The following is a 22,540-nucleotide window of genomic DNA, read 5'->3' on the forward strand; positions in this document are numbered from 1 at the left end:
TTTCCATGAACAAGAACCGCCAGGCGCCCGATCTGTGGCTGCTTATCTGTATTTTGGCCCTGCTGGCCATCGGAATCGTCATGGTATACAGTGCAGGCTCCGTCCTCGCTTTTCATGACTATGGCGATAAGTTTTATTTTGTGAAGCGTCAGCTGTTTTTTGCCTGTCTGGGGCTTGCTGCCATGTACTTCACATCGAGGATCGATTTTCGGGTTTGGAAGAAATACAGCAAGATTGCGCTGCTGGTCTGCTTTTTTTTGCTGATTATCGTACTAATTCCAGGCATCGGCGTTGTTCGCGGCGGAGCCAGAAGCTGGCTCGGCATCAGCTCGTTCGGCATTCAGCCCTCCGAGTTCATGAAGCTGGGCATGATTCTGTTTCTATCGCGCTGGCTTAGCAAGCAAGACTATGATATTACATCCTTTACCAGGGGGCTGATGCCGCCGCTAGGTTTGATCGGACTGGCATTCGGGCTGATCATGCTCCAGCCTGATTTGGGTACGGGCGCCGTTATGCTCGGTGCTGCGATGATGATCGTATTTACGGCAGGAGCACGGATGAAGCATCTGGGCTTTCTCGCTTTAGGCGGGATAGCCGGATTCATAGGCTTGATTCTGACAGCTCCCTACCGGCTGAAGCGGATAACCGGCTTTCTCGATCCATGGTCCGATCCGCTCGGCGCAGGCTACCAGATCATCCAATCCCTCTATGCGATAGGGCCGGGCGGACTCGGCGGACTCGGACTAGGCATGAGCCGTCAGAAGTACGCTTATGTGCCCGAACCGCAGACTGATTTTATTTTTTCGATCCTGGCCGAAGAGCTGGGGTTCATCGGCGGCTTGATTGTACTGCTCTTGTTCGCCGCCTTGGTGTGGCGGGGCATGAGGGTGGCCATGACGGTCACCGACGGCTTTGGTAGTCTGCTGGCCGTAGGGATCGTAGGCATGGTCGCCATCCAGGTCGTCATCAATATCGGCGTCGTTATCGGTTTGATGCCGGTGACAGGGATTACGCTGCCGCTTATCAGTTACGGAGGCAGCTCGCTGACGCTGATGCTGACGGCGCTCGGCATTCTATTAAATATTTCCCGTTATGCGAGGTGAAGGGTATGCGTGTCGTTTTGACCGGCGGCGGAACGGGGGGGCATATTTACCCCGCCGTTGCCATAGCAAGACAATGTGAGAAGGAAGATCCGAAGACGGAGTTTTTATATATCGGAGGCGAGCGAGGCCTCGAAAGCAAGCTGGTGCCCCAAGAGAAGCTGCCGTTCGAGAGCATCGATATCACGGGGTTCCGGCGCAAGCTGTCGATGGACAACGTGAAGACGATCATGCGTTTTTTCAAAGGCGTGAAGCGATCGAAGGCCCTTCTGAAGGAGTTTAAGCCCGATGTCGTGATCGGGACGGGCGGATATGTGTGCGGCCCTGTCGTTTACGCCGCCGCCAAGCTGGGAATACCGACCATGATTCATGAGCAGAACGCGATTCCGGGCCTGACCAACCAATTCCTCAGCCGATATGCGGATACGGTTGCCGTCAGTTTTGAAGGAACGGAGTCTTCTTTTCCTAAAGCCAAAAGAACGGTATATACAGGAAATCCACGTGCGACAACGGTTTTATCCGCCAATCATGAACGTGGATTTGCTACGCTCGGCATTCCGGTGGACAGCCAGGTCGTTCTGATCGTCGGCGGAAGCCGGGGAGCCAAGGCGATAAATAACGCGATGATCGGGATGGCGCCGTTCATTCACAAGCTGCCGAACGTCCATTTTGTATTTGTTACGGGCGATACGTATTTCGAGAATACGCGGGAATCCATTCGGTCCCAGCTCGGCACCATGCCGAATCATCTTCATATTTTGCCCTATATTCATAATATGCCGGAAGTGCTTGCGGCTACTTCGCTGATCGTAAACCGTGCGGGAGCCTCATTCCTAGCGGAAATTACATCGCTTGGCATCCCATCCGTCCTTATACCATCACCTAACGTCACCAATAACCACCAGGAGGCGAATGCGAGGCAATTGGAGGAAGCGGGAGCATCCAGCATGATTTTGGAAAAGGACTTGACGGCTGAATCGCTGTTCCGAAAGCTTGAGGAGATCATGACCAACCGCTCTGCAAGAGAGTTGATGTCTGCGGCTTCGAAAAAGCTCGGCAAACCGGACTCGGCGGCCGTCATAACCCAAGAAATCCGCCGGTTAACCGGCAAACGCTAAAACGGCTGGGCGATTGTCACACACCTATGGAGCCTGACATAAGATACTCTATAATCGTGACACACCCATGAGGCCGGCATTACTGACAGCGGCCATCTCTTCATCCAGTTGAAGGAATGGCCTTTTGGTTTTGAAAGTCAAGGGAGGTTTATTTAAAATGCAGCAGTGGAAATCGCTACTATCAGAGGCCAATGTCGGAGCAGTGTTATGGAATGAACCGCTGGCAAAATATACAACATGGAAAATAGGCGGACCAGCCGATTGCCTGATTGTTCCTGAGAACAAGGAACAGCTCAAGGAACTGGTCACTCTTCTCCATGCCCATCACATACCTTGGACACAGCTGGGCCGCGGTTCAAACATGCTGGTTGCCGATAAAGGAATTCGGGGAGCGGTCATCAAGCTGGGCCAGGGTTTTGAGGAGCTTCGTTTTGACGGAGAGACGGTAACTGCAGGCGGCAGTCTGTCTTTTGTCAAACTTAGTGTTCTGGCCGGAAAACAAGGATTATCCGGGCTCGAATTTGCCGGAGGCATTCCTGGATCGGTCGGAGGGGCCGTCTACATGAATGCGGGTGCCCATGGGTCTGATGTGTCACGCATATTCAAGTCCGCTGACATTGTACTGGAAACAGGGGAATTGGTTACGTATGCTGCGAAAGATATGGCGTTTGATTACCGACACTCCATTCTGCATGAACGAAAAGGGATTGTGACTGAAGCGGTATTTGAGCTCCGTCAAGGAGACCGCAAGGAGATTACAGCCGTTATGGCCTCCTATAAGGACCGTCGCCGGCGTACGCAGCCACTCCAATCCGCAACGGCAGGCAGCGTATTTCGAAACCCGCCCGGCGACCATGCGGCGAGGTTGATCGAGGCTGCCGGTCTCAAGGGCCTGCGGATCGGAGGCGCGGAAGTTTCTTTACAGCATGCCAATTTCATCGAGAACACCGGTCAAGCGACAGCAGAGGACGTGCTCGCTTTGATGGAACGCATCAAGGAGACCATATCGGAGAAGAACGGAATTCAAATGGTGCCTGAGGTGTACGTTCTGGGCGAGCGGTAAACTCGGAGGTGATACATTGGACAAATTGGTGATTGAGGGCGGAAGGCCCCTATCAGGAACCATACGTATCCATGGAGCAAAAAATGCAGCTTTACCTATTCTAGCAGCAAGTCTTCTTGCAGAAGGGACTGTAAGATTAAGCAATGTCCCGCATCTGCTGGATATTGAAGTGATGCTCAGCATTCTCGGCCGTCTCGGCTCCAAATGCAAGCATGAGCTGGAGACGGTGACCGTGGATACCTCGTCGGCCAATTCGTTTCATGTCCCGGAAGATTTAATGAAGCAGATGCGATCCTCCATCTTTTTGATGGGACCTCTGCTGGCCCGTTTTGGCGAAGTGACGATCTACCAGCCCGGAGGCTGCGCGATCGGAGAACGCAAGATCGACCTCCATCTTAAAGGATTGCAGGCGCTTGGTGCGGAAATCGAGGAGAGCAACGATATGATCCATTGCAGGGCCAGCCGTTTGATCGGAACCGATATTCATCTGGATTTTGCCAGCGTGGGGGCGACGGAGAATATCATGATGGCAGCTGCAACGGCGCTCGGCACGACGGTGCTCACCAATGCCGCGAGAGAACCTGAAATTCAGGACCTTCAGCATTTCCTGAACAAAATGGGAGCGAACATTATCGGGGCAGGAACGGATACCATAACGATCCATGGCGTGGAGCGCCTGGAGCCTTGCGAGTATGAGATCATTCCGGACAGGATCGTAGCCGGAACTGTCATGATCGCAGCAGCGGTTACCCGCGGCAGCGTAACGCTTACAAAGACCAATCCGTCCCATTTAACTTCCCTTATACATGTGCTGAAGCGCGCCGGTGTTCAAACCAGTATATGCAATGATATAATAAATATAAGCTGCATGAGCCGTCCTAAAGCTGTGGAACGGATCGTGACTTCGCCGTATCCTTCTTTCCCGACTGATTTGCAATCCCAGGTCATGGTCTTGCTGTCCTTGGCTGACGGGTTTAGCGTGATGAAAGAGACGGTATTCGAAGGACGGTTCAAGCATGTGGAGGAACTCTCCCGCATGGGGGCGGACATTTCTACGGATCTGAACTATGCGTTCATACGCGGCGTTCAGAGAATTTACGGAGCCACCGTGGAAGCAACCGATCTTCGGGCTGGAGCGGCGCTCGTCATTGCCGGTTTGGCCGCGCAGGGAACGACCGTGGTGGAGCAAGTTCACCATATTGATCGAGGTTATGATCGTATTGAAAACATGTTCCAAGGTTTAGGCGCACGGATCTATCGTCAGACGCCGGTGCCAAAGCCGCTTGATTTAGCCAATTGAGGTCCTGAGCATCCCCTCCAAGAGGAGGGGATAACAGGTCTTTATGGAGAGAGTGGATATGTCCAAGACACATATGCCTGTCCTGAAGCAGGACAAGCCCAAACCGAAAACGGCCAAAAAAATCATATGGATTCTTTTGCTGCTGTTTGCAGCTCTGCTGACGATCCTGTTTTTCCGGTCGTCGGTCAGCCAAGTTACCGAGATTCATTTTACAGGTAATACGTTTAATACAAATGAGCAGCTTACCAAGCAAAGCGGACTCCACATCGGAGACCAGTACTTTGGCGTCGACCCCACACTCGTGCAGGAGCGCCTGATGGAGCTGGGCACGATTAAGACAGCCGAAGTGGTCAAGAGCTTTCCCGGCGAAGTCAGTATCGTGGTGACGGAACATCCTACGGTTGCCTATGAGCTGTCCGATAGCGGAGAGCTCCAAGCGATTCTGTCGAGCGGTACCTCGGTTCCCGTCACGGCCAGCGGCATTGCCGTGGAGAAGCCGATTCTGACTAATTGGGAAGCGAACGACCCCAACAAGGCCAAGCTCAGCAAAGTACTTGCCGAGATTCCGGGCAGCCTGACTTCGGACATTTCGGAGATCATGCCATCGCCAACGTTATCTTTTCCGGATCGGATCAAGATGTATACGCGTTCCAAATTCGAGGTCATTACTTCGGTTTCCTTGCTCCGTGACAAGGTAGAGTACTTGAATCAGGTTACCGAAATAGAGCGGCCGGGTGTGATTACGATGCTGGAAGCCGATTCTTACGTGCCGTTTGAAGAAGAAGTTGGAGAAGACGCCGAGGAAGGGCAATAAACCCCTACTCAGGCATAGGAATAAATGGTACAATTGAAAGTATTGACAACTTGTTTCGGCTCTTCTTTTTTGAATGACTTTTACGGCCTGTTATAGCAAATGTTGGCAGTAAAAAAAATGTTGAAAAAAGAGGGAAAGACCCGCGAGTGTTGAATAAGTAGAAATGTATTCTTTATAATCAAAATTAATTTGCTAAAAACAGGAGGTGCCAGGGCTTGAGCAACAATGACATCATTGTTAGTTTGGACATCGGTACATCCAAAGTTCGTGCTATTATTGGGGAAGTTAATAATGGAACCTTTAATATTATTGGAGTTGGATCTGCCGACTCGGAGGGAATTCGCAAAGGTGCAATTGTAGATATCGACCAGACCGTACAATCCATTCGCAGCGCTGTTGATCATGCGGAGCGTATGGTCGGTATTCAAATATCCGAAGTTTATGTCGGCATATCTGGAAATCATATCGGACTTCAATCCAGCCACGGCGTTGTGGCAGTATCGAACGAGGATCGCGAAATTGGTGAAGAGGACATTGACCGCGTGCTGAAGGCAGCGGAAGTCGTTGCGCTTCCTCCCGATCGTGAAATTATCGATGTGGTTGCTAAACAGTTTGTAGTTGACGGTTTGGAAGGAATCTCTGATCCGCGAGGAATGATCGGCGTAAGGCTGGAAGTGGAAGCGACGATTATAACTGGCGCCAAAACGGCAATACATAACCTGTTACGCTGCGTGGAGAAATCAGGTCTGAAAGTGAAGGATCTGGTGCTGATTCCGCTTGGTGCGGGCCAGCTGGCCTTGTCCAAGGACGAGAAAACGATGGGGTCCGTGCTGGTCGACGTCGGAGCGGGCTCAACCACGCTGGCTGTGTTCGAGGGAGGCAGCATTGCCGCAACCTCCACGCTTCCGGTAGGCGGAGATTTCGTGACGAATGATATCGCATACGGCCTGCGAACGCTGACGGATCAAGCAGAGAAGGTTAAACTGAAGTACGGGTGCGCGCTGATCGAGAGTGCCGCACACGAAGTAACGTTCAAGGTAACGAGAATTGGAAGCAATGTGGACAAGGAGTTCACTCAAGAGGATCTGGCAGCTATCATAGAACCTCGCGTTCAGGAAATATTCCAATTAGTGCGCCAAGAAATCAAGCGCTTGGGTTACAGTGAGCTTCCTGGTGGTTATATACTTACTGGGGGCACTATGTCCATGCCTGGTGTGCTGCAGGTGGCACAAAATGAGCTGGCGACTTCCGTACGGATTGCGGTTCCCGATTTTATCGGTGTTCGTGATCCGGGATACTGCAGCGGAGTCGGCATCCTCCATAATGCAATCCGGAACGTACGCGTACGGAATACAGGAGGAAGCAACAACAGCAGCGGAAATAGCAAGAAACCGGTGAACCGCGCTAAGCAGCAAAATCCTGTCGCAGCAACTCAGGAGACCAGCCAGAAGCCGGGATTTATTGAACGCCTGAAAAAGATGTTCAGCGAGTTTATATAGCGGATTCATTCGACTGTGGACGTGCCATCCACGCACATTGAGGGGGAGATGGATTAGATGTTGGAATTTGATTTTGAAATGGAGAGCTTAGCTCAAATAAAAGTAATCGGAGTAGGCGGCGGCGGAAGCAACGCCGTTAACCGAATGATTGAAAATGGTGTGCAGGGCGTTGAATTCATTACGGTCAATACGGATGCTCAGGCACTCCACCTTGCAAAATCCGAACATAAACTGCAAATCGGGGACAAGCTCACTCGCGGTCTTGGTGCCGGCGCCAATCCTGACGTAGGCAAGAAGGCTGCGGAAGAATCCCGTGATTTGATCATGAACACCCTGAAGGGTGCCGATATGGTATTCGTTACAGCCGGTATGGGTGGCGGTACAGGTACTGGAGCTGCGCCAGTCATCGCTGAAATTGCTAAAGAGTGCGGGGCATTAACGGTTGGGGTTGTCACTCGTCCGTTTACGTTCGAAGGACGCAAGCGTGCTTCCCAAGCGGAGCTTGGCATCGAAGCATTGAAAGAGAAAGTGGACACACTCATCGTCATTCCGAATGATCGCTTGCTGGAGATCGTGGATAAGAAGACACCGATGCTGGAAGCGTTCCGAGAAGCAGATAACGTATTGCGTCAGGCCGTTCAGGGCATTTCTGATCTGATCCAAGTGCCGGGTCTGATCAACCTTGACTTTGCCGACGTGAAAACGATCATGACAGAACGCGGCTCGGCTCTGATGGGTATTGGACTGGCTACTGGTGAAAACCGTGCCTCCGAGGCTGCCCGCAAGGCGATCATGAGCCCGCTGCTTGAAACCTCAATCGAAGGTGCCCGCGGTGTGATCATGAATATCACGGGAGGAACCAATCTTTCCTTGTATGAAGTGAATGAAGCGGCCGAGATTGTAACATCTGCTTCCGATCCGGAAGTGAACATGATCTTCGGTGCGATCATTGAGGAAAGCATGAAGGATGAAATCAAGGTCACGGTTATCGCTACCGGCTTTGAGAGCAAGCCTTCTCCAATCCCGCCGGGACGTCGTCCTGCAATGCCGCAAGGGGAACAACAGCAACAACAGCAGCCGGAAACGGACAAGAGTAATGTGAATCTGAAGCCGTTTGGCAATCAGAGCAATGATCAGCTTGATATTCCTACTTTTCTTCGCAATCGTACCCGTAATAATGATTAATAACGGTAAGCCTGTGCTTCGTCATCATGATGAAGACAGGCTTATTTTTATATCCAAGCCTCGTCATCTTCCTTTTATTTCATTTACAAGGCCAACTGCTGATGCTGTCACACTTTCACGAATGAAAGCCCAATCAGCAATTACTGGGGAAATTACGGATATTCCCCGAGCCTTCCTGCCTAGATAGAGATCGCCGATAACGCTAAGAGGCTGCTCTTGGTACAGGTCTCTAAAAACTGCCCTTCATCGACAAAAAAAGTCCGAAATCCGCCCACAGGTTTAGACAGACTTTGAATTCTATTCTTCTTATACTAGTAACATCTCCCATAGCCCAGAATTCAACAGAAGGATAACGGTAGAGGATTCTTCGACTAGGCAGGTGAACAACCTGGTTGTTTATATTGATCTCATATTTTTGGCAAACCTCGTCATTGACGCCGTTTTGCTGGCTTTGACCGCCTGGATGCGGAGAGTGAAGCCAACATGGTGGAGGCTTGCATTATCCTCTGTGATCGGCGCTCTGTATGTCGTCATGATGTTTGTCCCGCAATTGTCGTTTTTGTTTACCTTTCTCATCAAGTTTGGACTATCGTTGATCATGCTGTGGGTGGCTTTCGGCTTTGTGAGCTTGCAGAGTTATCTTCGGAATTTGGGAGCTTTTTACATGGTGAATTTTGCCGCTGCCGGTGGCATTATCGGTTTTCATTACTTGGTCCAAAATTCGGGAGAGTTGTTCAGCGGGATATGGTATACGACATCGGGCGGGCTATCCTTTGAATTGAAGGTGGGATTCTGGTTTGCGTGCATTACCTTTTTTGTAGTTGTATTCGCGTTTAAAGCCGTTCAGACCACGAAACGAAAAACCGAGAACCGGGAAGCCTTGTTGGGAGAAGTGTCCGTATGGATCGGGAGCGCCAAAGTAGGCTGTGTGGGTCTGCTTGATACTGGTAACCAATTGAGCGATCCCTTGACGCGCACCCCGGTTATGGTGATGGAAGCAGAACTATGGGAAGCCTACCTGCCCCAGGGATGGAGCAAACAGCTGATGGAGGGGGAACCGGACAAATTAATCATGGGGCTGGCGGCAGAGGAATTCGAATGGCAGGACCGCCTGCGGCTTGTTCCGTATCGCGGCGTCAACCGGGGGGCTGCATTTATGCTTGCGCTGAAGCCTGACATGGTACGAGTCGAGCTGGGGGGATTTGAATACACGGCATCCAAGGTGCTGATTGGTCTTGACGGCGGGACTCTTTCGGGAGACAGGGCATACAGGGCCATCATCCATCCGGCGTTGACGGAAGGTGAGGGGACGCCGAAGAATGCACAACCTGCCATAACGGGCGATTCTCAGAATCATGAGGCGACCGGTCTGAAATCAGGCGAAGCCAAGACTGCAGGATAATGACAGGTGAAGCCATTTTCATAGTGTTCGAGTCTGTGACCCAACGTTCGAGCGATGGATAAGTCTTTGAAAATCTTCATGAAAATCCATCCTTTCCGGATTAGGAGCCTAAAGATGATCTTAATGAAGTCAGTTAAACCTTCGGGAAAACGCATTAGGAGGATAAGAGATGCCCGTTAAATGGAGATTAGCGTTGCAGCTGCAGTATTACCGCGTACTTTTTATGCTGGGTTTGAAGAGTCAGGAAATCTACTATATCGGAGGAAGCGAGGCGCTTCCGCCTCCGCTAACGAAAGAGGAAGAGGAGTTCTTGCTCAAAAAGCTGCCTACCGGCGATGCGGCCACCCGGGCCATGCTGATCGAACGTAATCTGCGTCTGGTCGTTTATATCGCCCGCAAATTCGAGAACACCGGCATTAACATCGAAGATTTGGTATCGATTGGTGCCATCGGATTGATTAAGGCGGTGAATACGTTTGACCCCGAGAAAAAAATCAAGCTGGCCACGTATGCCTCGCGCTGCATTGAAAACGAAATTTTGATGTACCTGCGCCGGAATAACAAAACGCGAAGCGAGGTCTCTTTCGACGAGCCGCTGAATATCGATTGGGACGGCAATGAATTGCTCCTGTCCGACGTATTGGGCACCGAGAACGACACCATCTACCGCAACATCGAGGAGCAGGTCGACCGGAAGCTGCTGCAAAAAGCACTCGATAAATTGAGCGACCGGGAACGCATGATTATGGAGCTTCGTTTCGGCCTGCAGGACGGGGAAGAAAAGACGCAAAAAGACGTGGCAGACCTGCTTGGAATCTCGCAATCCTACATTTCCCGATTGGAGAAGAGAATCATTAAACGGCTCCGCAAAGAATTCAACAAGATGGTGTAACTGGAAATCGCAAGGAATAAAATACCCCCCCTCGGAGATAATGTACAGTAATGTTTCTCCTTGGGAGGTTAGTCATCATGACGCGAAACAAAGTTGAAATTTGTGGTGTGGATACGTCAAAACTGCCTGTTCTGACGAACGTGGAAATGAGGGAGCTGTTTCATAATCTGCAGCAGAACAATGAACGGTCTGCCCGAGAAAAATTGGTGAACGGCAACCTGAGACTGGTGCTCAGCGTCATCCAAAGGTTTAACAATCGGGGAGAGTTCGTTGATGATCTGTTTCAGGTAGGCTGCATCGGATTGATGAAGGCCATCGACAATTTTGATTTATCGCAAAATGTTAAATTTTCCACTTATGCCGTACCGATGATTATCGGAGAAATACGTCGATACTTAAGGGACAATAACCCGATTCGCGTCTCCCGATCACTGCGCGATATTGCCTACAAGGCACTTCAGGTCCGGGATCAGCTGACCAATGCGAATTCGCGTGAACCGACGATTTTTGAAATTTCCGAAGCGCTGAATGTGCCCAAGGAAGACGTTGTTTTTGCACTCGATGCCATTCAAGATCCTGTTTCGCTGTTTGAGCCGATTTATCATGACGGTGGCGATCCGATATATGTGATGGATCAAATCAGTGATGACAAGAACAAGGATGTGTCCTGGATTGAGGAAATCGCTCTCCGGGAAGCGATGCACAAGCTAGGGCAGCGCGAAAAAATGATTCTGTCCATGCGGTTTTACGAAGGCAAAACCCAGATGGAAGTTGCCGATGAAATCGGTATCTCCCAAGCCCAAGTGTCGCGCCTGGAGAAGTCGGCGATCAAGCAGATGCAGAAACACGTCAAAACTTAAGAAGGCCAGCAATCAAACGAACAGACAACGATCCCTTTTATGGGGTCGTTTTTTTCGTTTTAAATAAGCTATTTTACCCAAAGGGATCATATATTGAACAGAGGGATGCGGATTGAACAGGGATGGACGGATAACCTTCAAATACATCTAAGGTGTGATGCTCATGATACCTGATAATCAAATGGTGGGGAAAAAGATGAAAATTTCCGATTTTCAAACAAAGGATGTTATTAATATCATCGACGGCAAGCGGCTCGGGCAAATCAGCGATTTGGAGCTGGATTTGCGGCAGGGCCGGATTGAAGCGATCGTGGTGCCGAGCTACGGCAAATTCATGGGGCTGTTCGGCGGCGGAAGCGATCTGATCATACCGTGGCGGAATATCGTCAAGATCGGCTCGGACGTGGTCCTTGTCAAAATGGAGGAACTGCGGAGAACGCCGGATGATCAGGAACCGGTGGAGTATCTGGATCGTCCTGACCGTCGATCCTTCTAACCAAACGGCGGGTTCATATGTCTCCGGCGTATGTTTTCTGTTACACTGGTCATAGAGGTGAATGTTCATGGAACCGTTTGTTAGTCAAGATCGGCAGACACCGAGTCTGTTTGTGATCCAAAAATGGGAAGGGAAGTCAGCGGCCGCACTCACGGCCGGGTTCACGGGCCGGCATGGCGGCGTGAGCCGGATACCCTATGACAGTTTGAATTTGGCCTTTCATGTCGGAGACGAGCCGGGCGACATTGTCGAGAACCGGAAGCGGGTCGCCGCGGCGCTCGGCTTTTCTCTCGAAGACTGGACGTGCGGCGAGCAGGTGCACGGCATCCGGATTGGCGTCGTTCATGATAAGGACAGGGGCAGAGGGAGCTTGGACCGGGCCTCGGCCTATCAAGATACGGACGGGCTTGTAACCGATGTTCCCGGCGTGTTGCTGACTTCCTTCTACGCGGATTGCGTGCCGCTGTATTTCTGGGACCCGGTCACGGGCGCCGTCGGTCTGGCCCACGCGGGCTGGAAAGGCACCGTGGGCGGCATAGCCGAACAAATGGTGGTCAGGATGTCTTCGGAATACGGAAGCTTGCCTCGGAACCTCCATGCAGCCATCGGTCCGTCGATCGGCGAATGCTGTTACGAGGTGGACGATCGGGTCATGGAGCGTGTCCGCGAACTCGGAATCGAAGGATTCTCAGGCGATAAAGTTACAAATTCAGCTTTTTATATCGACAAGGGACACGGGAAATACATGCTGAACTTGAAAGAAATAAACAGACACATTATGATTAAAGCAGGAATATTGGCGGAACATATCGAATGTACATCATGGTGTACAAGCTGCAATCACGATCGGTTCTTCTCCTATCGCAAAGATGGAGGGACTACGGGTCGGATGGCGAGTTGGATCGGGATGAGAAAGAGGTGAGTCGTCCCTTGAGTTTGAAGGAACGTATCGATCAAGTGGAACAGCGAATAACGGAGGCTTGCGCAAGAAGCGGCAGGAACCGGAATGATGTGAATATGATTGCGGTCACGAAATATGTCTCCTTGGATATGACGGCTTCGGTACTGGATCACGGACTTTTGCATATCGGCGAGAACCGCTGGCAGGATGCCCAGGCGAAGTGGAATGCACTCGGCAACCGCGGCACATGGCATTTCATCGGCCATCTTCAGACCAATAAGGTCCGGGATGTCATTGATAAATTTCAATATATTCATTCGCTCGACCGCTTGTCTTTGGCCCATGAGCTGGAGAAGCGGGCAGCTGCGCTGAATCTGCAGGTATCCGCCTTGATGCAGGTCAATATCTCGGGTGAGGAATCCAAGTACGGCTTGCCTCCCGAGCAAGCAGCCGAGTTTTTGAAGGAAATCAACAGTCTTTCGCACGTAAAGGTAACCGGACTCATGACCATGGCTCCATACGAATCGTCGGCGGAGCAGACGCGTCCTGTATTTCGTGGTTTAAGACAACTAAGAGATGAGCTGAACGAGCAGGCGCTTACGGCGGAGCCATTGACCGAATTGTCCATGGGCATGTCCAATGACTTTGAAGTTGCCATAGAGGAAGGGGCGACCTGGGTGCGTCTCGGCTCAATTTTAGTAGGGAAAGAGGAGGATTGACGATGGGCGTGATGAACCGGTTTATGAATTTCTTGGGACTGCAAGAGGAAGAAGAAGTTGTGGAACGCGAGGTTCTGGCCTCGCAGGAAGAGCCGGTGGAGGCAACGCCGTTTGATCATCGGAAAAACCAAAAGAGCGGCAATATCGTTAGCATTCATTCGCAGAAGAACGTTAAGGTTGTATTAGTCGAGCCTCGTTCATATGATGAAGCACAGGAGATTGCAGATCATCTGCGGTCATTCCGAACGGTTGTGGTCAACCTTCAGCGCGTGAGGAATGATCAGGCGCTGCGCATTATCGATTTTCTTAGCGGAACCGTTTATGCGCTTAGCGGCGGAATCTCGAAGGTGGGCGGGAACATCTTCCTATGCACGCCGGATACCGTTGAGATCCAAGGTTCGATCTCGGAGATTCTAGCAGACGAGCATGAATATAACAGAATGAGGTGATTTAGGCTTTGACCTACGAAATTTACAGTATCGTTGGAACGCTGTTCCAAATTTATTTTTACATGATCTTGGTCTACGTCTTAATGTCATGGCTTCCGAATGTGAGGGAAAGCTTTGTCGGGGAGTTGCTTGGCAAGCTGGTAGAGCCATACTTGGCGCCTTTCCGCCGGTTCATTCCGCCGATTATGGGCATGATCGATATTTCCCCGATTATCGCGCTGTTCGTCCTGCAGCTGGCACAGCGCGGCGTATACGCCATTCTCGGATATATCCTGTAGCAGGTGAATGAATGATGAAACTGGACATCTACGATCATTTTCACAAGGACGAACGGGAATTTGTGGACCGGGCTTGGGAATGGGTGGTCAATGCCGGACAATATCATGAAACCAAGCTGACGGATTTCCTGGATCCCAGGCAGCGGTTCATTCTGGAATCGCTCGTGAATCGTCATCCGGACGTGCATGCCGTGTTTGATGGCGGACATGCTGATGCCGAACGCGTGCGGGCGATGATTGCTCCGGATTACCGGGCGCTTGAGGGCGAGGATCTGAAGATGAAGGTGCTCAGCATCTCTTCCGGAGATCAGAAGTTTCTGGAGCTGGAGCATGGCGATTATATGGGGTCGATACTGGGTCTGGGCATTAAGAGATCCAAGATCGGTGATATCCATGTGCTTGCGGACGGCTGCCATGCGGTCGTTGCCGACGATATCAGCGACTTCCTGCACCTGAATCTCAGCCAGGTCCACCGGGTGCATGTCATGACGGATCTGCTGCCGCTGGACAAGCTTCAGGTGGCCCGCACGAATTTCGAGGCGATGGACATTACGGTATCTTCCATGAGACTGGACGGAATCGCCAGCGATGCCTACCGGATCAGCCGCACAAAAATCGTCGTGCCGATCAAGGCTGGCCGGTGCCGCGTCAACTGGAAAGTGGAAGAGGATCCCTCCACGAACTTAAAAGAAGGCGATGTCGTCTCCATCCAAGGATTTGGACGTTTTAAAGTACTGGAGACGGGCGGCCTGACGAAAAAAGGGCGGTACCGTATCAAGGTTGGGAAATATGCTTGACCTTTGAAGGAATTGCCGTTTTTTTGTCGAAACCATACAGGGAACATTCAAAATGACAATGGATTTGCCGATAAATCGTAAATGACCGCTATTGTCTTCACGGACGGGTGGTTTGGCTAACACAGCGGACGGACCGTCCTGTAAGGCCCATATATTTAGGAGGTGCACACCATGCCATTGACACCGCTTGATATACATAACAAGGAATTCGCCCGTCGAATTCGCGGTTATGATGAGGACGAGGTCAACGAGTTTTTGGATCAGATTATTAAGGATTATGAAAGTGTGATCCGGGAGAATAAAGAATTAGGCAACCAGCTGATGGCGATGCAAGAAAGACTGGATCATTTTTCGAATATTGAGGAAACCTTATCGAAGACCATCATTGTCGCCCAGGAGGCGGCGGATGAGCTGAAGAACAACGCGAAGAAGGAAGCTCAGCTGATCGTTAAGGAATCCGAGAAGAATGCGGACCGGATCATTAACGATGCGCTCGGGAAATCCCGCAAAATCGCGCTGGAGGTTGAAGAGCTGAAGAAGCAGGCCTCCATCTACCGCACCCGTTTCCGCTCCTTGGTAGAGGCTCAGCTGGAGCTTCTGAAGCAGGAAGGCTGGGAGACGCTGGAGAACCGCGAACCGAGTCTGGAGCCGAAAGAGGTATACTAGGCGGGTATCCGGTTGACTTTTTCCGCGAAGTCGTCTATAACTAATAACATATTGTTGATTCATACCGTAATTCGTTGATGGGAATAGTACGCGAAGGATCTGTCCCCCAGAGAGCCGGCAGTTGCTGAAAGCCCGGCGTTCAGGCCTAGCAGAAGATCATCCCGGAGAAGTGAAGCTGAAGCGCTGTGACCGCGTGCGTAAGCTAAGCCGTCTGCCGAACGTTATATCGGACCTTGCCTTACGAACAGGCATGGACATTGAGGTGTCGTTTGAGCAGGCTTCCATTAGAAGTCGGCCGGGCGAAATTAGGGTGGTAACGCGAGAACAGGTTCTCGTCCCTTGGGGGACGGGGCCTTTTTTTATGTTCACAGAACATTTACGAAAAAGGTGAAAGGAAGATCTGCATGAACAGAGTAGACGTCAAGGAGAAGGCGCGGGCAAGAGAGCTGCGCATCTTGAACAAATGGAACGAGGAGAACACGTTCAAGAAATCAATCGAGCTGCGGGCCGGCAAGCCGAATTATGTATTTTACGAAGGTCCGCCGACCGCGAACGGTGCGCCTCATATCGGTCACGTGCTCGGCCGCGTCATCAAGGATTTTGTAGGCCGCTACCAGACGATGAAGGGCTACCATGTCGTTCGTAAAGCGGGCTGGGATACGCACGGGCTTCCGGTTGAGCTGGGCGTAGAGAAGCAGCTGGGCATCTCCGGCAAGCAGGAAATCGAGAATTATGGCGTGGAGGCTTTTATCAAAAAGTGTAAAGCCAGCGTATTTGAATATGAGCATAAATGGCGCGAGCTGACCGAAGCGATTGCGTATTGGACCGATCTGGATCATCCGTACATCACGCTTGAGAACAACTACATCGAGAGCGTATGGAACATTTTGGCGACGATTCATGACAAGGGCCTTCTGTACCGCGGCCACCGCGTAAGCCCGTACTGCCCTTGCTGTCAGACGACACTGAGCTCCCACGAAGTGGCACAGGGGTATGAGGATGTTAAAGACCTGAGCGCAACGGCGAAGTTTAAGCTGCATGACAGCGGAGAGTATGTGCTGGCATGGACGACGACGCCTTGGACGCTGCCATCCCACGTGGCGCTCGCCGTGAATCCGGATATGGATTACGCGCGCGTCGAGCAGGAGGACGGCATCTATATCGTGGCTAAGAATTTGGTAGAGGATGTCATGAAAGGCGACTTCACCGTTCTATCGACGCTGAAAGGTTCCGAGCTGGTCGGCAAGACTTACGATCCTCCGTTCCCGTATGTAAAAGCGGAAAAATCGAACATCGTTGTCGGCGCATCCTTTGTTACCGATGCAAGCGGTACGGGAATTGTACACATGGCTCCTGCGCACGGCGAAGACGACTACCGCGTATGCCGCGAGAATGGCATCAGCTTCGTGAGCGTCGTGAACGGCCACGGCCGTTATACCGATGAAGTGACGGATTTTGCCGGACGTTTCGTCAAGGATTGCGATCTGGACATCGTGAAGGCATTGTCCGAAAAAGGACTTCTGTACAGCAAAGAGAAATACGAGCACAGCTACCCGTTCTGCTGGCGCTGTAAATCCCCGCTGCTCTATTATGCGATGGAGAGCTGGTTTATCGAAACGACGGCGGTTAAGGATCAGCTGATCGCGAACAACAACGAGGTGACCTGGTATCCGGGCCATGTACGGGAGGGACGCTTCGGCAAATTCCTTGAAGACCTGGTCGACTGGAATATCAGCCGGAACCGTTACTGGGGAACGCCGCTTAACGTATGGGTCTGCGATTCTTGCGAAGGGCAGTTCTCGCCGCACAGCATTGCGGAGCTTCGGGCTAACGCCGTAGGCGAGGTGGCGGAGGATCTGGAGCTGCACAAGCCCTATGTGGATGAAGTGAAAGTCAAATGCCCGCACTGTGAAGGCGGCGTGATGGAACGGACCTCGGAAGTCATCGACGTATGGTTTGACAGCGGATCGATGCCGTATGCGCAATACCATTATCCATTCGAGGACAAGGAGAAGTTCGAACAGCAGTATCCTGCCGATATGATCTGCGAAGGGATTGACCAGACGCGCGGATGGTTCTACAGCTTGCTCGCCGTATCGACCCTCTTCACCGGTAAAGCGCCTTATAAAGCGGTCATGGCCACGGGCCATATTCTCGATGAGAACGGACAGAAGATGTCCAAGTCCAAGGGCAACGTCATCGATCCTTGGGAAATCATCGAGGAGTACGGCACGGATGCGTTCCGTTGGGCGCTGCTCGCCGACAGTGCGCCATGGAACAGCAAACGTTTCTCGAAAGGAATTGTCGGCGAAGCCAAATCCAAGGTTGTGGACACGCTGGTGAACACCCATGCGTTCCTGACATTGTATGCCGGCATCGACGGCTATGATCCGAAGGAGCATGACTTCAAGGGATCGAACCACAAGCTGGACCGCTGGATTCTCTCCCGCTTGAACAGCTTGATTCAAGTGGTTGACAAGGGATTGGCCGTCAATGATTTCCTTAACGCGGCCAAGGCGATCGAAGCTTATGTGGATGAGCTGAGCAACTGGTATATCCGTCGTTCGCGCGATCGTTTCTGGGGCAGCGGACTCGGTGAAGATAAGCTGGCCGCTTACGGGACGCTTACGCACGTGCTGTTGACGCTATCCAAGCTGATGGCTCCGTTCACGCCGATGCTGTCCGAAGATATCTTCGTCAACCTGGGCGGCGGCGAGAGCGTGCATCTGGCCGACTTCCCGCAAGCCGACGAAGCGTTGATCGACAAAGCGCTCGAGCAGGACATGGAGACGGCAAGACAGATCGTAGAGCTTGCGCGGAACGTCCGCAACGAGACAGGAATCAAGACGCGTCAGCCGCTGTCCAACCTCATCGTATCCATGGATCGCGAGTTCGATCTCGCGGGGTATGAAGACATCATCAAGGACGAGATCAACGTCAAAGCGATTGAGGTGGAGACCAGCGACAGCGGGTTCGTTGATTTCACGCTGAAAATGAACCTGAAGGTCGCAGGCAAGAAATACGGTAAAAATATCGGCTTCCTGCAAGGTTTCCTAAAGGGAATGAGCAGTGACGAGACCCGCAAGGTGGTCCAATCGGGCGGCGTGAACGTAACTTCACCGGAAGGCGAAGAATTGCAGATCACGCCCGAAGAGCTGCTGGTAGAGAAGAAGGCGAAGGAAGGCTTTGCATCCGCTTCGGGTTACGGGTTAACCGTTGCGCTCAATACGGATATCACGCCGGAGCTGGAGCAGGAAGGCTGGGTTCGCGAAGTGGTGCGTGCCGTGCAGGATACGCGCAAGAAGCTGGACCTCCCGATCGAGAAGCGGGTGAACTTGACTCTCGATACGGATGATGAGCTTCAAGCTGCGATCACGGCATTTGAAGATGTGCTGCGCGAAAACGTTCTGGTTAACGATTTGCAATACGGACAAAGCGAAGGCATGGAGCGGGTTGAGCTTGGCGGCAAAACCATTGGCATCCATATCGCCTGAGAATCGTTGATATTATTAAACCACCGCCATGAAATGGCGGTGGTTTTTTGCTGTCCCCAATAAGCACCGGCTTTGTTCGGAGGATTCCGTGCGAATGAGATGCTTCCAACAGATGCATAATAATCAGCGAATTCTCATGCATGTTATGTATGGTTTCAGGCAGGAAGAAAGCGGATCCTGATCTGTTTTTTCCAGAGTCTGCCTAGTATAGTGGCAAGGGGGCGGTGAATATGGCAGAGAAGCCGGAAAATGCATTTTCAACCGAAAAGAATAAATCGCTTGTGGAAGCTGAGCGGGACCAATTGGGCGCCATACACCGCATGACCACGGACATCGCGCAGCAGCTGGAGAAGGCCAGGATCGCGGAATACACCCAGCTGTTGAACCGCCCCTGGAAATTGATATGGACCAATCTGCTGGCCGGGTCGGCACGCGGCGTGGGAATCGCGATCGGGTTTACTTTTTTTGCGGCAACCATCATATATGCCCTTCAGGCGCTTGGCGCGCTGAATTTGCCTATTATCGGCGATTACATCGCGGATATTGTCCGGATTGTTCAGCGGCAGCTTGAACTGACGTAATGGATTATGTAATGCCCGGCAGCCGCCGCAAGTCATATGCTGCCGGGTAAGACGCTTAATCAGCTGAATGATTCATCATCCGGGTCGCCATTGGGGTCAAGGAGATAACTTCCTTCGCCCCGGTTCAGGTAATCGACATATTGGGGACTGCGTACGATAAACACTTCCGAGCCATCGATATTGGTGGCAACGAAGTTTTCGTACACCTCCACGAACCCGCCTTGATCGTCGCCATTCTCGATATCCATTTCGTTATAGCTGTCCATTTCGTTACCTTCCGCCAAAGCCGGGGAATTGGAGTTCCCCCAGCTTTCAACGATCTGCCAGGCGTCCTCTCCGTCAAATGCAGCATATTCGTGCTCATCCATACTGGATTTTCCGAAAGCGGGAGCTAGAACGTCCTCTTCGACCGGACGGTCGCGGGACACGCGCTCCCGAGGCGTATGTTCTACGCAATATTGCGTATCCGGGATAACCTCCAACCGCTCGTACGGAATGGGCTGGCCGCATGTAAGGCACACGCCGTAACGGCCATGATGAATGGCTTCCAGCGAAAAAATAACCCGCTGCAGCTCCTGATCCACCCTGTCCTGAAGCGCGAGGTCTTTTCCTCTTTCAAACACTTCGGTTCCCACATCGCCAGGGTGATTATCAATATGGGACAGCTCGCCGGTCATATCTCGCTCCGATTCTCCCAGCCCGTGTTGGTCGTTATTGACCATGCGCCGTTCAAGTTCAACCTTTCGATCCATCAGCTTTTGTTGCAAATTGTGAAGTTGCTCCTGAGTGAGATGCGACATGTCAGGCTCCTTTCATGGTCCCGAAGTTGACCTTCTTGGTTCATAGGTATAGAGTGCACCCATCGATAAGGTTTTACTGACGGAAAATGTTCTCGCCGCTGGACAGGAATGGACGGTTTCTGAGCCGCTGTGCTACAATAAGACGAGTTACGGACCGATCAGCGAAGGAGTTCGCCTGATTGGAGAAGACAAGAACGGAGTGACATAAACAAGTGGTATATTATTTGATTGCATTTGTTTTATTTCTTATCGATCAGGGAACCAAGTACTTGATTGCTACCAGGCTCGAGCTTTATGAACAGATACCGGTCATCGGGGATTTCTTCCTGATCACGTCCAGCCGGAACCGGGGAGCCGCGTTCGGCATACTCCAGGACCAGTTATGGTTCTTCATCATTGTGACAATAATCGTTGTGGGCGGAATCGTCTGGTACCTGCGGAAGGTATCAAAAGAAGGACGCAAGCTGCTGCCGACCGCGCTTGCGCTTGTACTTGGAGGGGCACTCGGAAACTTCATCGATCGATTGATAATGGGAGAGGTCGTCGATTTCCTGCAGTTTAATTTTGGCAGCTACACCTTCCCGATCTTCAATATTGCCGATTCTTGCATCGTGATCGGCGTGGGATTGATCATATTGGACACGCTTCTGGAAAGAAGACGCGAGAAGATGCAGACAACAAGTGAAGTTTCTGGCACAGAAGGGACTGAATGATGGTGCAAGACGGTAAGGATACAGATACGGATTGGACAGATGAGAACGGTCAGGAAACGGAAGCCAGCGAATGGACGGTGGATGCCGACGCTGCCAAAACCCGTATCGATAAATACATAACGGAAAATCTTGGGGAAGATGTGTCGCGTTCCCAAGTGCAGTTATGGATTGCGGACGGAAATGTGAGCGTGAACGATGGCCCAATCAAGTCGAATTACAAAGTGAGTCAGGGTGACCGCATCGTGCTGAAGGTTCCCGAGCCATCGGCCGTCGAGATCATTCCCGAGGACATCCCGCTTGAGATCGCGTTTGAAGACGGGGACGTGATTGTCGTAAACAAGCCGAGAGGAATGGTTGTCCATCCGGCTCCGGGACATTCGTCCGGCACGCTAGTGAATGCATTGATGTTTCACTGCAAGGATTTATCGGGAATCAATGGAGAGCTTCGCCCCGGCATCGTCCATCGGATCGATAAGGATACTACGGGCCTGATCATGGCCGCGAAGAATGATAAAGCCCATGCTTCGCTGGCCGCCCAGTTGAAGGAGCACAGCGTGAACCGCCGTTATTTGGCGTTGGTGCACGGCAATATCAGCCATGATCAGGGAACCATTGACGCACCGATCGGCCGGGACGCCCAGGATCGCAAACTGTATACCGTCACGGACCGCAACAGCAAACATGCGGTGACGCATTTTACCGTGGTGGAACGGTTCGGAGATTACAGTCTCCTCGAGCTGAAGCTGGAGACGGGTCGTACCCATCAAATTCGCGTGCACATGAAATATATCGGGCATCCTCTCGTAGGGGATCCCGTTTACGGCAAGAGCAAGGGAATCAAATTGAACGGACAAGCGCTTCATGCGGCCGTATTGGGTTTTGTCCATCCTTCGACCGGGGAATATAAGGAGTTTTCGGCACCGATGCCGAGCGATATGAAAGAGCTGTTGACGATTTTAAGGGGCCGCTAGCGGTCCCTTTTCGCATGTATAAGCATGGGGTCCCACAAAGGATTTGGAGTAAGCATCAAAGCATGGGCTCCACTTTGCTGGGCTATTTGTCTTGCCTTCCAAACCATGGATATGGTATAGTGACGATAACTTTGATGAAGGAGGTGAGCAGGATGAATATCGAGATGGTCAACAACCGTATTAGCCAGCTGCCTATCGCTATGGCTGGCATTGTTCATGCATTTCTCAACAACGGGAGAGGTCTGTCCAATTTTAATGATACGAGTTGTACCATCGCGAGAAGTCACCTGCCTGCCTGCACGGATTAAGCCGATTTAAGGCTTACGATTCTTAAGGGTCCGCGGAGCTTGCTCTGTGGACCCTTTTTGCGTTTGCAGTCCGGTTCTTCTCCCTAATTCATGCGCTCGAACAGAGATTTGGTATTGTTCGCAGCATACAGGAG

At 51.6% G+C, this 22,540-nt stretch carries 23 protein-coding genes; 22 read left to right on the forward strand and 1 reads right to left on the reverse strand.

The window, feature by feature from the left end; translation table 11 throughout:
• Positions 1 to 5: 5 nt before the first annotated feature.
• The 19 genes from spoVE (at position 6) to MHI43_RS09220 (ending at position 19,614) form a co-directional block, all read left to right on the forward strand.
• Positions 6 to 1,103 carry a stage V sporulation protein E gene (gene spoVE, locus MHI43_RS09130; RefSeq protein ID WP_009589659.1) on the forward strand — a complete coding sequence of 366 codons (1,098 nt, stop codon included), beginning with the start codon at positions 6 to 8 and terminating at the stop codon, positions 1,101 to 1,103.
• 5 nt (positions 1,104 to 1,108) lie between these two features.
• Positions 1,109 to 2,218, forward strand: coding sequence for an undecaprenyldiphospho-muramoylpentapeptide beta-N-acetylglucosaminyltransferase (gene murG, locus MHI43_RS09135; RefSeq protein ID WP_036666004.1), 1,110 nt, complete (start codon positions 1,109 to 1,111; stop codon positions 2,216 to 2,218).
• Positions 2,219 to 2,375: 157 nt separating this feature from the next.
• Positions 2,376 to 3,281 (forward strand): UDP-N-acetylmuramate dehydrogenase, encoded by a 906-nt coding sequence (gene murB / locus MHI43_RS09140; RefSeq protein ID WP_015734237.1) that lies wholly within the window; start codon positions 2,376 to 2,378, stop codon positions 3,279 to 3,281.
• Between the two features lie 16 nt (positions 3,282 to 3,297).
• A complete protein-coding gene (murA, locus tag MHI43_RS09145) occupies positions 3,298 to 4,581 on the forward strand; it encodes a UDP-N-acetylglucosamine 1-carboxyvinyltransferase (protein WP_036666000.1) in 1,284 nt (427 codons plus the stop codon).
• Positions 4,582 to 4,639: 58 nt separating this feature from the next.
• Entirely contained in the window at positions 4,640 to 5,395 is a 756-nt protein-coding gene (locus MHI43_RS09150) for an FtsQ-type POTRA domain-containing protein (protein WP_015734239.1), read from the forward strand.
• 215 nt (positions 5,396 to 5,610) lie between these two features.
• Complete coding sequence (gene ftsA / locus MHI43_RS09155; protein ID WP_009589690.1) at positions 5,611 to 6,894, forward strand: cell division protein FtsA; 1,284 nt, start codon at positions 5,611 to 5,613, stop codon at positions 6,892 to 6,894.
• A 57-nt stretch (positions 6,895 to 6,951) separates the two neighbouring features.
• On the forward strand, positions 6,952 to 8,079 hold the full coding sequence (ftsZ, locus tag MHI43_RS09160; RefSeq protein WP_009589569.1) for a cell division protein FtsZ: 1,128 nt from the start codon (positions 6,952 to 6,954) through the stop codon (positions 8,077 to 8,079).
• 388 nt (positions 8,080 to 8,467) lie between these two features.
• The gene (gene spoIIGA / locus MHI43_RS09165; protein ID WP_051425430.1) at positions 8,468 to 9,481 is read left to right on the forward strand and encodes a sigma-E processing peptidase SpoIIGA; all 1,014 of its coding nucleotides are present in this window, start codon (positions 8,468 to 8,470) and stop codon (positions 9,479 to 9,481) included.
• 169 nt (positions 9,482 to 9,650) lie between these two features.
• A complete protein-coding gene (gene sigE, locus MHI43_RS09170) occupies positions 9,651 to 10,373 on the forward strand; it encodes an RNA polymerase sporulation sigma factor SigE (RefSeq protein WP_009589674.1) in 723 nt (240 codons plus the stop codon).
• 77 nt (positions 10,374 to 10,450) lie between these two features.
• Entirely contained in the window at positions 10,451 to 11,233 is a 783-nt protein-coding gene (sigG, locus tag MHI43_RS09175) for an RNA polymerase sporulation sigma factor SigG (protein WP_006209087.1), read from the forward strand.
• 196 nt (positions 11,234 to 11,429) lie between these two features.
• Positions 11,430 to 11,729 carry a YlmC/YmxH family sporulation protein gene (locus MHI43_RS09180; RefSeq protein ID WP_139083843.1) on the forward strand — a complete coding sequence of 100 codons (300 nt, stop codon included), beginning with the start codon at positions 11,430 to 11,432 and terminating at the stop codon, positions 11,727 to 11,729.
• A gap of 67 nt (positions 11,730 to 11,796) precedes the next feature.
• A complete protein-coding gene (gene pgeF, locus MHI43_RS09185; protein ID WP_036665998.1) occupies positions 11,797 to 12,651 on the forward strand; it encodes a peptidoglycan editing factor PgeF in 855 nt (284 codons plus the stop codon).
• Between the two features lie 8 nt (positions 12,652 to 12,659).
• Entirely contained in the window at positions 12,660 to 13,349 is a 690-nt protein-coding gene (locus MHI43_RS09190) for a YggS family pyridoxal phosphate-dependent enzyme (protein WP_036665997.1), read from the forward strand.
• Between the two features lie 2 nt (positions 13,350 to 13,351).
• The gene (locus tag MHI43_RS09195; protein ID WP_009589651.1) at positions 13,352 to 13,798 is read left to right on the forward strand and encodes a cell division protein SepF; all 447 of its coding nucleotides are present in this window, start codon (positions 13,352 to 13,354) and stop codon (positions 13,796 to 13,798) included.
• A gap of 8 nt (positions 13,799 to 13,806) precedes the next feature.
• The gene (locus MHI43_RS09200; protein ID WP_036665995.1) at positions 13,807 to 14,076 is read left to right on the forward strand and encodes a YggT family protein; all 270 of its coding nucleotides are present in this window, start codon (positions 13,807 to 13,809) and stop codon (positions 14,074 to 14,076) included.
• A gap of 11 nt (positions 14,077 to 14,087) precedes the next feature.
• Positions 14,088 to 14,873 (forward strand): YlmH/Sll1252 family protein, encoded by a 786-nt coding sequence (locus MHI43_RS09205; RefSeq protein WP_036665993.1) that lies wholly within the window; start codon positions 14,088 to 14,090, stop codon positions 14,871 to 14,873.
• A gap of 171 nt (positions 14,874 to 15,044) precedes the next feature.
• Positions 15,045 to 15,539, forward strand: coding sequence for a DivIVA domain-containing protein (locus MHI43_RS09210; RefSeq protein WP_009589591.1), 495 nt, complete (start codon positions 15,045 to 15,047; stop codon positions 15,537 to 15,539).
• Between the two features lie 404 nt (positions 15,540 to 15,943).
• Positions 15,944 to 19,033 carry an isoleucine--tRNA ligase gene (gene ileS, locus MHI43_RS09215; RefSeq protein ID WP_036665990.1) on the forward strand — a complete coding sequence of 1,030 codons (3,090 nt, stop codon included), beginning with the start codon at positions 15,944 to 15,946 and terminating at the stop codon, positions 19,031 to 19,033.
• Positions 19,034 to 19,263: 230 nt separating this feature from the next.
• Positions 19,264 to 19,614: a DUF5665 domain-containing protein gene (locus MHI43_RS09220; RefSeq protein WP_036665988.1), complete on the forward strand. Its 351-nt coding sequence runs from the start codon at positions 19,264 to 19,266 to the stop codon at positions 19,612 to 19,614.
• A gap of 59 nt (positions 19,615 to 19,673) precedes the next feature.
• Here MHI43_RS09220 and MHI43_RS09225 read toward each other — a convergent pair whose 3' ends face one another.
• Positions 19,674 to 20,414: a TraR/DksA C4-type zinc finger protein gene (locus MHI43_RS09225; protein ID WP_036665987.1), complete on the reverse strand. Its 741-nt coding sequence runs from the start codon at positions 20,412 to 20,414 to the stop codon at positions 19,674 to 19,676.
• A gap of 212 nt (positions 20,415 to 20,626) precedes the next feature.
• Here MHI43_RS09225 and lspA point away from each other — a divergent pair, with 212 nt between their 5' ends.
• From lspA to MHI43_RS09240, 3 genes are all read left to right on the forward strand, one after another.
• Positions 20,627 to 21,127: a signal peptidase II gene (gene lspA / locus MHI43_RS09230; RefSeq protein WP_036665986.1), complete on the forward strand. Its 501-nt coding sequence runs from the start codon at positions 20,627 to 20,629 to the stop codon at positions 21,125 to 21,127.
• Positions 21,127 to 22,098: an RluA family pseudouridine synthase gene (locus tag MHI43_RS09235; protein WP_036665983.1), complete on the forward strand. Its 972-nt coding sequence runs from the start codon at positions 21,127 to 21,129 to the stop codon at positions 22,096 to 22,098. The genes lspA and MHI43_RS09235 overlap by 1 nt, the downstream gene beginning before the upstream one ends.
• 152 nt (positions 22,099 to 22,250) lie before the next feature.
• Positions 22,251 to 22,406, forward strand: coding sequence for an RAxF-45 family protein (locus tag MHI43_RS09240; RefSeq protein WP_009589583.1), 156 nt, complete (start codon positions 22,251 to 22,253; stop codon positions 22,404 to 22,406).
• Positions 22,407 to 22,540 lie beyond the last annotated feature (134 nt).

It is taken from the genome of Paenibacillus sp. FSL H8-0457, from assembly GCF_038051935.1.
GTDB lineage: Bacteria > Bacillota > Bacilli > Paenibacillales > Paenibacillaceae > Paenibacillus_AQ > Paenibacillus_AQ lautus_A.